The sequence below is a fragment of the Salinivibrio sp. KP-1 genome (genome assembly GCF_000968645.1).
GTDB classification, from domain to species: domain Bacteria; phylum Pseudomonadota; class Gammaproteobacteria; order Enterobacterales; family Vibrionaceae; genus Salinivibrio; species Salinivibrio siamensis.
Map to the genome: position 1 here is coordinate 158,494 of NZ_LAQR01000038.1, position 11,849 is coordinate 170,342.

The following is an 11,849-nucleotide window of genomic DNA, read 5'->3' on the forward strand; positions in this document are numbered from 1 at the left end:
CGTCTAAACCCTTAACGCGAGCCTTTTAGCGACGCATCCAGCCCTAATGCCTGTCTTTGCGCGCGCACCGCTTGAGCCGGCAAGGGAATATAGCCTTGCTGACTCACCGCCTTCTGCCCTTGCGCCGACAAAATATAACGCATAAATGCCGATTCAAGTGGCGCCAGCGGCTGATTGGGCGCTTTATTGATATACAAATATAAATAACGGGTAAGGGGGTACTCACCCGTTCGAATCGCTGAAGGGGTGGGCTTTATCGCCTCTTTTCCTTGGTGTGAAATCGCCAGCATGCGCGCCCCTGACGCTTGATGGCCGATCCCTGCATACCCGATCGCATTCAGCGAAGAGGCCACCGACTGCACAACAGACGCCGAGCCGGGCTGCTCATTCACATCGGCTCGAAAATCCCCACGACACAACGCAGCTTGCTTAAAATAACCATAGGTACCGGATACCGAGTTACGGCCGAATAATTGCAAATCTCGGTTGGCCCAACGGCCTGATAAGCCCAATTGCCCCCAGGTTGCCACCGGTTTACTCGCCCCACACCAGAGGGTGCGAGAAAATACCGCATCCAACTGTTGAAAACTGATGGTGCGTAAAGGGTTGTCTTGGTGGACATAGACGGCCATCGCATCCACCGCAACGGGTACCGCGGTAGGAGGATAGCCAAAACGTGCTTGAAACGCATTTTCTTCACTGACCCGCATCGGACGACTCATGGGGCCAAGTTGTGCGGTCCCTTCCACCAGCGCGGGGGCGGCGGAGGCAGAGCCTGGCGTTTGTAGCTGTATATTCACCCCTGGATGTAGCCGTTTGAACCCGTCAGTCCAAGCGGCCATCATATTGGCTAGGGTGTCTGAGCCGACAGAGCTCAAGTTACCGGATATACCGCTGCTACGTTGATAATCAGGCAGCGTGTCGGCATGGCTAAAGCCCGCCATGCTCACTAGCAGGCTGGCTGTGGCAATAAACCGCTTTAACATGCTAACCGCTCCGGTAAGGTAAAGGAGAACGTGCTCCCCACCCCGAGTTCACTTTGAATATCTAATTCCGCATCGTGATGACTTAACGCATGTTTTACGATCGCCAATCCTAAGCCACTGCCACCCGTTTCACGGGAGCGGGCTTTATCCACCCGATAAAAACGCTCAGTTAACCGATCCAAATGTTGCGGCGCGATCCCCTCACCACTGTCCTGTACTTCCAAGCGTGGGCCTTTGCTTGCGCGATACCAACGCACAGTGATCCCAGCGTTGGGCGGGGTGTGCTTTACTGCGTTATAAACCAGGTTGGAAATCGCACTGCGTAATTGATCGTCATTGCCTTTCACTTTGAGGCTGGTATCAACTTCAAACGTAAGTACATGCTCACTATCACCACTTAAGGCTTGGGCTTCTTTTTGTAGCACATCAAGCATGGCTGGCACATCCACATGATGATCCAGCTCAGGCTTGGCCGCTGCTTCAATTTTAGACAGGGTCAAAAGCTGTTCTACCAGTGACTCCATCCGAGACAATTGCTCGGTCATCACTCCATGTGCTTTCGGCCACATGGGACCAACAACCATCTCCGGATCTTCAGTCATTTCTAAGTAGCCACGCAAAACCGTCATCGGCGTGCGTAGCTCGTGTGAAACATTGGCGAAAAAGTTGCGGCGCATCCCTTCCAGTTGCTTCAACTGAGTGATATCACGCACCACCATCAAATATTCGCCTTCCGCATAGGGCATGGTCCGGAACTCAAGTGTGCGCGCGCTATTGAGGTGAGAGCGCATCTCGAGCGGCACATCGTAATTGGCATCAGCAATATAACTGACGAATTCAGGGGCGCGGATAAGATTACTGATATGCTGGCCATTATCATCAGGCATACGCAAGCCGAGCAGTTCTTGAGCTAATTTGTTACACCAAACAATGGCACCGTCACGCTCAAAAACCACCACCGCATCCGGTAAAGACTCTGCCCCGTTGCGAAAGCGACGAATCAGATTCGCCAGCTCCTTACGGCGACGACGATTACGCTTTTGTAAGCGATAAATCCCATTAAACAAAGGCTCCCAGGAGCCGGTGCCTGAGGGTGGCATCAGGCTTTTGTCTTTCCAAAGCCAATCCGACAGCTTGACTTGCTGATGCAGGTGCCAAAGCAGCATGGCAACGGTGGCGCCAAGCAACAGCCAAGGTAGGCCACCAAACAGCCAACCTATGATAAACCAAGGTAAATAAAAAAAAGCCAGCTCCCAGGCTAGCTTCTTCCAAGACAGTCGTTCGACCATTGCGTCTCCATGCAGCCTACACCTGATGTAGGCGGGATTTAACTACGTGTTGAGAAACGATATCCAGCGCCGCGCACGGTTTGTACCAGTTTAGCGTGTCCACCGGCTTCCAGCACTTTGCGCAAGCGACGAATATGCACATCCACCGTTCTATCTTCAACATAGACATTGGTGCCCCACACGTTATTGAGTAGCTGCTCGCGGCTATATACTCGCTCTTGATGGGTCATGAAAAAGTGCAGCAGCTTAAACTCGGTCGGCCCCATGTCTAGCGGATTATCATTGGCGGTCACTCGATGCGAGACAGGGTCAAGCTTCAACCCTTGTACTTCAATGACATCATCCAAGGTTGTCGGCGACACGCGGCGCATCACCGCTTTTAATCGCGCCACCAGCTCTTTCGGCGAGAAAGGTTTGGTGATGTAGTCATCGGCCCCTACTTCTAAGCCTCGCACTTTGTCTTCTTCTTCGCCCCTTGCGGTCAGCATTACCACGGGGATTTGTCGGGTTAACTCTTCCCGCTTTAAGTGCTTAATAAGATTGAGCCCCGATCCGCCAGGTAACATCCAATCCATCAGGATCATTTCTGGGTAAGGCTCGCATATTTGCGCCAGTGCCGAGTCGTAGTCTTCTGCCTCAACCGTTTGATAACCTTTTTGTTCAAGTACAAAACAAAGCATCTCGCGAATGGGGGCTTCGTCTTCAACAACGAGAATCCGTCTAACCATGATAATTACCTAGTGTTATCATTGAACTGGCGCCATTATGTGGATTTATTATGACATTTTTGTGACCCAGCGCGAGCTATTTTCCCCTTGTGTCGACAGGCTGTGACCTAGCCTACACCTTGCTGTGTCACTAATACACGGCTTGCGCCGCCACCTTGGCTATCTACACGGACTTGTGCACCAATCCGCTCAACCAGTGTATTCACATGCGAAATCACCCCAATTTGTCGGCCATCCGCTTGCAGGGTATCCAGGCAGGCTAACGCCATTTCTAAGCTATCAGGGTCTAGGGTGCCGAAGCCCTCATCAATAAATAGAGAGCCAAGCTGGCGGGTATCTGCCGCTAAAGAGGCCAGTGCTAGCGCCAGCGAGAGCGAGACTAAAAAGCTCTCTCCGCCAGACAGTGATTCGACACTGCGCACCTCATCACCCATATCGTGATCGACCACCTGTAACGCCAGCAAGCTATCCGGCACCGTTTGCAGTGCATAACGTGGTGACAATGACGCCAAGTGCTCATTGGCGATATCCACTAACTGAGACAAGGTTAAAGATTGGGCAAGATTTCGGAACTTCGCCCCGCTCGCGGAGCCAATCAGATCAGCCAATTTTAGCCATTGTTCCGTTTGATGCCGCTGCGCCTCTATTTTTTCAGTCAGTGAGCCGGCTTGGTGCTTGGCTTTTTCTGACTCAGTCAATTGGTGACGAAGCGTAAAGAGGCGCGGCTCCTGCTCCTCGAGCGCTTGCTGCCACTGTGACTGCTGTGCGCTGAGAGACGCATCATCATCAGGTAGCTGCTGTGCCACTATCCAAGCTTTGGTGTCTGCCATGGTTTGCTGACAATGAACAAGCTGTTGCTGACGCTCATCAAGGCGCGTTTTGGCTTCTTGATAACGCGCTTCAACATCGCTGATCGCCTGTCGCTCATTGGCGCGCCATACCTCGCTATACGACAGCGCGCCAATCAAATCATACTGATGAACACCGAGTTCCGGCTGCCATTGGATCCAACGTCTCACACTTGCGCGGTAGCGCTGATCCGCCTCACGCTGCTGGGTATCAAGCGTTTGCTGGCGCGCCTGCACACCAGCACGCTTTTCACTGGCCTGCGTGTAGGCTTGCTCGGCTTGGTTACGTTGTGCAACTTGTTCTTCAATGGTCGCTTTGTAGGCTCGCTCTAGCGCCTCCAGATCTGATTGCGGGATCAACGCTTGGCGCGCGGCACTTTGCTGTTGATGCTCTTGTGCGAGGGTCACCAGTTGGGCTTGCCGGGCTTGAATATCTTCTGACAAGCTCTGGCACTGCTGCGAAAGCGAGGCGAGGTCGGTCTCTCTTTGTTGCTTGTGCTCAGCAAGCGCCGCTTTTTCGTCTTGCAGTGCCTGATAGGCTTGAATTTTTTGCTCCATCTGGCGGATATAATGCGCGGCGCCAACCTGTTGCAGGCTCGCCAGCCACTGTCCAGCGCCTAATTGCTGATCCAGCGATTGGCTGACTCGAGTCACTTGCGTCTGTTGCTGCTGCCATTGCTCATCAATCGCATTGAGCCGTGTCTCACACTCTGTCAGTGACTGGTCGAGTTGATGACGTCGAGCCACTAGCTGCTCACGTGCATGCTGGAGTTCGGCAATGGCCGTATCCATTTGCTGAATGTGGGCAAGCTGTTGTTGGCGCTCTGTCATCGCTTGATAACAGGCTTGATACTCGGCATAGGTTGGTTGCGCCTGTGCGTCAATCTCGCCGAGGATGTCACTGAGTGGACGTGATAAGTCGATGGTTTCATCCAGCTCAGCGATCGCAGCATGTACCTCTCGTTCGCATTGCTGTCGCTCAGCCTGCCAAACCGCTCCCTGCTCTTTTAACTCGGCACACGCGTGCTGGCTTTGCTGGTGCTGCCTTTGCCAGTAATAATACTCGGCGTGATGTTGGTTATACGATGCTTGCAAGGCGTCTACACGCGCCTGCTGCTGCGCGATCATGCCTTCAATCGCGGGGGCATGGTGCAGGTAGGGGTGCTCGGTGGCCCCACAAAGCGGGCAAGGATCCCCCTCGTGTAAAGTTTGGCGAAGATCATCAAGCTCGACCACCGCCATCGCCTGTTGGAGGCTATTTTGTGCTTCTTCGACCTGAGCCTGCTCACGGGTCAGCGTGTCTTTCAAATGCGCTAACTGGGTTTGGCTGTCTGCAAACAGTGCTTGATGTTTTTCCAGCTCCGCTTGGTTATGCTGACAGCGCTCTTGCCAATACTGCCAGTTTTTTCCCTCATTGAGCACCGCTTCTTGCTGCTGCTTTTGCGTGTGCAGTTTGCTATACCGCACCTGATCCGCGTCTTGATTTGCCTGCAGCGCCTCAGGCTCTAACGCTTGTCGCTTGGCTTTCAGCTGCGCACTGCTGTCATCAACTTGGGCAATGTCTTTGTCCAACTTGTCACGTTGCGGCTGCCAATGTTGCTGCTGATGATAACGGGCTTGATACTCTTCTTGCAGCGCCGAGAGTGTATCTTGGCAATCGAGGTACTGGCGCAGGTTATCAAACACAGGTTGATAATGTTCCGCCACATGAGAAAAGTCACCATAACGGGCGATTTCTTTTTCTATCGCCGCCTCACGTTGTTGCTGTTGTTCGGCTTGCGCACGCGCTTGCGCAAAAGACTGTTGGGCTTGTCGATACTTTTGCTGTTGCTCATTCAGCGCTAGGTTTTGCTCATGCATTTGCCGTTCAATGCCAGACAGTTGGGTATCTATCTGTTGCGCTTGCCGTACTTTAGGCTCAAGCTCCGCCCAGCTTTGCTCGGCCTCCGCCACTGCCCGATTAGCGTCGCGCCAACGTTCAGCCTCTTGTTCATACGCTTGGGCTATACGACGTTCTTCACGCGCGAGCTGATGGCGTTCGAGTGTGAGCGCCTGCCGTTGCCATTGGGTGGTCTGCACCGCTTGCCAATCGTCCCGAGCTACTTGGACACGCTCTATCTCGTCCAACGCGTCACGCCGGGCGGCAATGCTCTCTCGCGCTTCACTCGCTTCATCGAGCGCCTGCTGAGCCGTCTCAACGCCCTGCTGCGCTTGCGCAAAATGCGTGTGTTGTTGGCGATAGTCATTGAGTTTTCGGAGCTGAGTGTGTAAATCGTGAATGTGCTGCTGGCATTGCGCCTGCTCTTGATGCAATTGCTGTTCTTCGTCATCCGTGAGTAACTGAATATCGCCCAACTGTTGGGTCAGTTGATCCAGTGCTTGCTTTTCATCACGTGCCCGCTGGTGCGCCATTTGCGACAGCCGGCTATATATTTCAGTGCCTGTCATGCGCTCAAGCAAGGCCGCTCTATCATCTGCAGACGCTTTTAAGAAAGCGGCAAAATCCCCTTGCGGTAACATCACCGCACGGCGGAACTGTTCATAGCTCAGTCCCACTAAGCGCTCTATTTCACTGAGTACTTCCTGTTTTTTACCGGCGATACGTTGGCCTGTGGCGAGGTTCTCCAACCAATGCTCACTCGCCTGTATACGGCCGTCCGCCTTACCGCGTGCACGGCGCACCGACCAATGCGCACGCCAACGGCTACCGTCATAGGCGACAAAATCCACTTCCGCGTGCCCTTCGCCTTTACCACGCGATAAGATACTGCGCACATCATTGGCTTTAACCCGAGTGGCCGGGTCGCCCAAGCCAATATCCGCATCATGCTTTTTATTGGACTGAAAGCGCGGGATCTTGTCGTAAAGCGCCAAGCAAATTGCATCCAAAAGCGTCGACTTTCCCGCGCCCGTTTTGCCTGTGATCGCAAACAAGCCACTGTCACCCAGCGGTCCTTGTGAAAAGTCCAATGCAAACGGATGTTGAATGCTGGCCAAATTCTCGCCACGTAATGCCAGGATTTTCATCGTTTATTGATCCTCGTCCTGTTCCAGTTGCTCCAATAACTGAGAAAACGTTGCTGATAACGCCGTATCAGGTTCACCTTGATACTTTTGCTGCCAACCATGGCGAAGCACCTGATAGGGCTCGACCTCCGAGAGACGTTGCTGTCGAAAGCCACTTGTTTGTGGTTGCTCGCGATAATGCGGTGTGATTTTGGCAAGCCGCACAGGTTTACCATCCAAGGCCGCTAGAATTTTTTCCCTGAGCATCGGCTGGGGCTTATCTAACAAAACAGGGACATCAAGCAAAGGTTGCTGCGACAGCGGTAAAGGCTCAAGCGTGAGTCCCGCCAGTGCGTCGAGTACTGTTTCCAACGGTGAGGGCTGTTCCGGAACCTGCCATAAATCAACGGCACGCGGCACATAATGTGGGATCACACTTTGTAGCTGATTGTCTTCAAGCGTTACCGCTAACACTTGGTGCCGATAGTGGCGTTCGGATAACGACAAAGGGATGGGCGATCCGCAATAACGAATCCGTGTTTGCTTTGCCACTTGCTGAGCTAAATGCAAATGTCCAAGCGCGACATAGGCAATATCCTCACTGAAAATATCCGCCGGCAGCGCATGCTGATTCCCCCCAAGAATGCGCCGCTCTGACATTTCTGACAACTCACCACTGGCCATATACACATGGCCCATCGCTATCAACGCCTGATCAGCGCGCGCGTTTTCACGCCCAGCTTGCTCCGTTTGCTGATAAATACGTCGCACTCCCTCAATAAGCCGATCGTCCTTTTCATCGAGTCCTTCTGTACGCAAATCACCACTTCGCAAAAAAGGCACCGCCAATACCCAAGCCGCGACGTCGCCTGACTTATCGGTAATAGGCACTCGCATACGTTCTGTATCTAGGTGACCGTCACTATCACGGGCAATGGCACCAATTAAGTGTAAATCAAAGGCTTTCAGTAGCTCGTGTGGGGCGTCGAGTTTGCTAGGTGAGTCATGGTTCCCGCCGGTGATCACCACATTTAAGTGTGGCAGTGCTTTGGCAATATCAGCCAAAAAACGATACAGCATTCGCCAAGCGCTGGCGGGGGGGTTGGCGCTGTCAAACACATCTCCCGCCACCAATAAGGCATCGGCTTGCTCATCAATGAGGCATTGCTTAAGCCAATCGAGAAAGGCTTGATGTTCATATTGGCGATCATAGCCATGTAACTGATGACCAAGGTGCCAATCGGAGGTATGAATGATCTTTAACACAACTGAGGTAATCCGTTCATTGAGGAAGCTGGGCAAGTTTGTCTCGCTGAAGTCGCGAGCAGGGTTAAATTCTACGCTAATTGCAGCGACATTCGAGAGTGAATGCAATACCATGTTGCCTTTCTCACAACAGGATGGATAAAGCCTCGCCATGATTTGGTTTAAGAATTTACTCGTCTATCGTCTTACCCGTGATATTCCCCTCGATCCAACACAACTGGAAAGCCAGCTGAGGGAGTTCGACTTTACCCCTTGTGGCAGCCAGGACATGCAAAAGTTTGGCTGGGACAATGCACTGGGTAAGCATGGCGATATGCTCACGCATGTCAGCGGTAACAATATCCTGATCCGCGCTCGCAAAGAAGAAAAGTTGCTTCCCGCGTCGGTGATCAAAGACGCCTTGGAAGAGAAAGTTGACGCCATGGAGCAAGCCCAAGGGCAACGCCTGAAAAAGCGCGAGAAAGATAGCCTAAAAGACGATGTGGTCATGGAGCTCTTACCGCGTGCCTTCACGCGTCAAAGTCAGATGTGCGCTTTGATTATGGCGGATAAAGGTTTGGTATTAGTTGATGCCGCCAGTATCAAAAAAGGCGAAGAGTTGCTCGCCCTTCTACGGAAATCCATCGGCAGCTTACCCGTCGTTCCCGTTGAAACCGAGACCCCGGCAGAGCATGCAATGACCGAATGGGTCAAGCAAGGCCAAGCGCCGCAAGGCTTTCACCTCGGTGATGAAGCAGAACTCAAAGCACTGCTGGAAGAAGGTGGGGTGATCAAATGTAAACAGCAAGATCTCACCAGTGATGAAATTCAGGCGCACCTGGAGGCAGACAAGCAAGTCACCAAGTTGTCCATGGACTGGCAAGAACAAGTCGACTTCATATTAGGCGATGATTTAAGCGTGAAGCGACTGAAGTTCTCCGAGGAAATTCGCGATCAAAACGCTGACATCGACCGAGAAGATGTCGCAGCCCGCCTCGATGCCGACTTATCGCTGATGTGCGGCGAGCTCGACACCCTTCTAGATGGCTTATTCACCGCGTTAGGCGGTTTAAAAACCGACTAACTAACCCCCACAAAGATTAGGTAAATTCGGCTGGTAGTGTGGGTAATGTCACAGTAAAATGGCGCCCACACTCACCTTCAACGTGAAGGTGCCTGACTTATACTCAGACTCAAGCTTGGAATTATGTTTACGCCAGAATTACTCTCTCCCGCCGGTAGCCTAAAGAATATGCGCTACGCGTTCGCCTATGGGGCCGACGCCGTGTATGCCGGCCAGCCACGCTATAGCCTGCGTGTGCGCAACAATGAATTTAACCACGACAACCTGAAAATAGGCATCGACGAAGCCCATGCGCAGGGTAAGAAGTTCTACGTGGTCTGTAACATTCAGCCGCACAACGCCAAGCTAAAAACCTTTATTCGCGATCTCAAGCCAATTATCGATATGGGCCCTGACGCGCTGATCATGTCCGATCCTGGCTTGATTATGATGGTGCGTGAGCACTTCCCTGATATGGCAATCCACCTTTCCGTGCAAGCCAACGCGATTAACTGGGCGACCGTCAAGTTTTGGCAGCAGCAAGGGATTGAACGTGTGATCTTATCGCGTGAACTATCACTGGAAGAGATCGAAGACATCCGCCAACACTGCCCTGAAATGGAGCTTGAGGTGTTTGTTCACGGCGCGCTATGTATGGCGTATTCTGGCCGTTGTCTGTTGTCAGGCTATATTAATAAGCGTGATCCAAACCAAGGCACCTGTACCAACGCCTGCCGTTGGGACTACAAAGTGCATAAAGGCAAAGAAGACGACGCAGGCCAAGTCGTACAAGTTCAAGAAGTGACCCCAACCTTGGGTAAAGGCGAGCCAGTTGATGATGTCGTGTTGCTTGAAGAAGGCGGACGCCCGGGTGAGTTGATGGCCGCGTACGAAGATGAGCACGGCACCTACATCATGAACTCAAAAGACTTGCGCGCCATTCAGCACGTTGAACGCTTGACCCAAATGGGCGTGCACTCGCTAAAAATCGAAGGTCGCACTAAGTCTTTCTATTACTGCGCACGTACAGCACAGGTGTATCGCCAAGCAATTGATGATGCCGTGGCCGGTAAACCGTTCGATGAGAGCCTGATGAATACCCTCGAGAACCTTGCACACCGAGGCTACACCGAAGGCTTTTTACGTCGACACACCCACGATAGCTACCAAAACTATGACTATGGCTATTCGGTTTCTGACCAACAGCAATTTGTCGGCGAATTTACCGGCAAGCGTCGTGGCGATCTGGCTGAAGTGGAAGTGAAAAACAAATTTATGCTCGGTGACAGCCTTGAGCTGATGACACCGCGAGGCAATGTCCATTTCACCTTAGAAGCGATGGAAAACCGTAAGTCAGAAACCATCACTGATGCCAAAGGTAGCGGCCACTTCGTATTTATTCCTGTGCCAGAAGATATGGATCTAGAGTACGCGCTACTGATGCGTAACCTGCAATCAGGACAAGATACACGTAACCCATCGGGTAAGTAATATGGCACTACTCATCACCGATAAATGCATAAACTGCGATATGTGTGAGCCCGAGTGTCCCAACGGGGCCATCTCGATGGGTTCCGAGATCTTTGAGATCGAGCCAGATTTATGTACCGAGTGTAAAGGCCATTACGACAAGCCAACGTGTCAGTCGGTCTGCCCTATCTCCAAATGCATTATCACCGATCCCGATAATGTCGAGACAGAGGATCAGCTCTTAGAAAAATTTGTGGTCATCCAAGGGATGGCCTAAGCCATTAAAAGCGCCGCAAGGCGCTTTCTTTATGTCTTGTTATTCTCCAGCAATAACCCTAACACTAAAGGGGCGCTTTAAACGCAAAAAACCCCAGCTTTTCAGCTAGGGTTTCTAAGTAGTGGCGGAGTGGACGGGACTCGAACCCGCGACCCCCGGCGTGACAGGCCGGTATTCTAACCAACTGAACTACCACTCCGCACCAATTCTGTCTCATCAAAGTCTTACATCTATTTGCTTTGATGATTAAATCTGTTTTTGCCTTCAGATTTTTCCAAAAATCTGAAAACAAGAAAGCAAGCCTGGCGATGTCCTACTCTCACATGGGGAGACCCCACACTACCATCGGCGCTGCTTCGTTTCACTACTGAGTTCGGCATGGAGTCAGGTGGGTCCAAAGCGCTATGGTCGCCAAGCAAAATTTGGTGTGTCTTCACTTTTCAGTCAAAACACGTAATCTAGAAAGCTGTTCGTTCTCGCCACAATCAACTGGCTTTATTCGAGTCCAACCCAAAACCTCTTGGGTGTTGTATGGTTAAGCCTCACGGGCAATTAGTACAGGTTAGCTCAACGCCTCACAGCGCTTACACACCCTGCCTATCAACGTTCTAGTCTAGAACAACCCTTTAGAGAGCTCGAAGCTCTAGGGATGACTCATCTCGGGGCCAGCTTCGCGCTTAGATGCTTTCAGCGCTTATCTGTGCCGAACTTAGCTACCGGGCAATGCGTCTGGCGACACAACCCGAACACCAGCGGTTCGTCCACTCCGGTCCTCTCGTACTAGGAGCAGCTCCCCTCAATCATCCAACGCCCACGGCAGATAGGGACCGAACTGTCTCACGACGTTCTAAACCCAGCTCGCGTACCACTTTAAATGGCGAACAGCCATACCCTTGGGACCGACTTCAGCCCCAGGATGTGATGAGCCGACATCGAG

At 52.2% G+C, this 11,849-nt stretch carries 8 protein-coding genes, 1 tRNA gene and 2 rRNA genes; 3 read left to right on the plus strand and 8 right to left on the minus strand.

Annotated features, from left to right (window positions below):
* Nucleotides 1-11: 11 nt before the first annotated feature.
* From WN56_RS10930 to WN56_RS10950, 5 genes are all read right to left on the minus strand, one after another.
* The gene (locus tag WN56_RS10930) at nucleotides 12-986 is read right to left on the minus strand and encodes a PstS family phosphate ABC transporter substrate-binding protein (RefSeq protein ID WP_052708066.1); all 975 of its coding nucleotides are present in this window, start codon (nucleotides 984-986) and stop codon (nucleotides 12-14) included.
* The gene (gene phoR / locus WN56_RS10935) at nucleotides 980-2,275 is read right to left on the minus strand and encodes a phosphate regulon sensor histidine kinase PhoR (RefSeq protein WP_046075034.1); all 1,296 of its coding nucleotides are present in this window, start codon (nucleotides 2,273-2,275) and stop codon (nucleotides 980-982) included. The genes WN56_RS10930 and phoR overlap by 7 nt, the downstream gene beginning before the upstream one ends.
* Before the next feature lie 38 nt (nucleotides 2,276-2,313).
* Complete coding sequence (gene phoB / locus WN56_RS10940; RefSeq protein ID WP_046075035.1) at nucleotides 2,314-3,003, minus strand: phosphate regulon transcriptional regulator PhoB; 690 nt, start codon at nucleotides 3,001-3,003, stop codon at nucleotides 2,314-2,316.
* Nucleotides 3,004-3,110: 107 nt separating this feature from the next.
* Complete coding sequence (locus WN56_RS10945; RefSeq protein ID WP_046075036.1) at nucleotides 3,111-6,878, minus strand: AAA family ATPase; 3,768 nt, start codon at nucleotides 6,876-6,878, stop codon at nucleotides 3,111-3,113.
* A gap of 3 nt (nucleotides 6,879-6,881) precedes the next feature.
* Nucleotides 6,882-8,237, minus strand: coding sequence for an exonuclease SbcCD subunit D C-terminal domain-containing protein (locus WN56_RS10950; RefSeq protein ID WP_082084450.1), 1,356 nt, complete (start codon nucleotides 8,235-8,237; stop codon nucleotides 6,882-6,884).
* A 40-nt stretch (nucleotides 8,238-8,277) separates the two neighbouring features.
* On the opposite strand from WN56_RS10950, the gene rdgC reads away from it, so the two are divergent.
* The 3 genes from rdgC to WN56_RS10965 all read left to right on the plus strand — a co-directional run bounded on the left by rdgC (nucleotide 8,278) and on the right by WN56_RS10965 (nucleotide 10,912).
* The gene (rdgC, locus tag WN56_RS10955) at nucleotides 8,278-9,186 is read left to right on the plus strand and encodes a recombination-associated protein RdgC (RefSeq protein ID WP_172970039.1); all 909 of its coding nucleotides are present in this window, start codon (nucleotides 8,278-8,280) and stop codon (nucleotides 9,184-9,186) included.
* A gap of 123 nt (nucleotides 9,187-9,309) precedes the next feature.
* The gene (gene yegQ, locus WN56_RS10960) at nucleotides 9,310-10,656 is read left to right on the plus strand and encodes a tRNA 5-hydroxyuridine modification protein YegQ (RefSeq protein ID WP_046075038.1); all 1,347 of its coding nucleotides are present in this window, start codon (nucleotides 9,310-9,312) and stop codon (nucleotides 10,654-10,656) included.
* A gap of 1 nt (nucleotide 10,657) precedes the next feature.
* Nucleotides 10,658-10,912 (plus strand): YfhL family 4Fe-4S dicluster ferredoxin, encoded by a 255-nt coding sequence (locus WN56_RS10965; protein ID WP_021022889.1) that lies wholly within the window; start codon nucleotides 10,658-10,660, stop codon nucleotides 10,910-10,912.
* 122 nt (nucleotides 10,913-11,034) lie between these two features.
* Here WN56_RS10965 and WN56_RS10970 read toward each other — a convergent pair.
* The 3 genes from WN56_RS10970 to WN56_RS10980 form a co-directional block, all read right to left on the minus strand.
* Nucleotides 11,035-11,111 (minus strand) — tRNA-Asp (locus WN56_RS10970).
* A gap of 101 nt (nucleotides 11,112-11,212) precedes the next feature.
* Nucleotides 11,213-11,328 (minus strand): 5S ribosomal RNA (gene rrf / locus WN56_RS10975).
* A 115-nt stretch (nucleotides 11,329-11,443) separates the two neighbouring features.
* Nucleotides 11,444-11,849: ribosomal RNA gene (locus WN56_RS10980) — 23S ribosomal RNA — on the minus strand; the annotation flags it as partial.

Excerpts from the sequence above, each read along its gene's own strand:
- WN56_RS10930 (WP_052708066.1), bottom strand. The coding sequence starts at position 986 with ATGTTAAAGCGGTTTATTGCCACAGCCAGCCTGCTAGTGAGCATGGCG.
- phoR (WP_046075034.1), bottom strand. The coding sequence starts at position 2,275 with ATGGTCGAACGACTGTCTTGGAAGAAGCTAGCCTGGGAGCTGGCTTTT.
- phoB (WP_046075035.1), bottom strand. The coding sequence starts at position 3,003 with ATGGTTAGACGGATTCTCGTTGTTGAAGACGAAGCCCCCATTCGCGAG.
- WN56_RS10945 (WP_046075036.1), bottom strand. The coding sequence starts at position 6,878 with ATGAAAATCCTGGCATTACGTGGCGAGAATTTGGCCAGCATTCAACAT.
- WN56_RS10950 (WP_082084450.1), bottom strand. The coding sequence starts at position 8,237 with ATGGTATTGCATTCACTCTCGAATGTCGCTGCAATTAGCGTAGAATTT.
- yegQ (WP_046075038.1), top strand. The coding sequence starts at position 9,310 with ATGTTTACGCCAGAATTACTCTCTCCCGCCGGTAGCCTAAAGAATATG.
- WN56_RS10965 (WP_021022889.1), top strand. The coding sequence starts at position 10,658 with ATGGCACTACTCATCACCGATAAATGCATAAACTGCGATATGTGTGAG.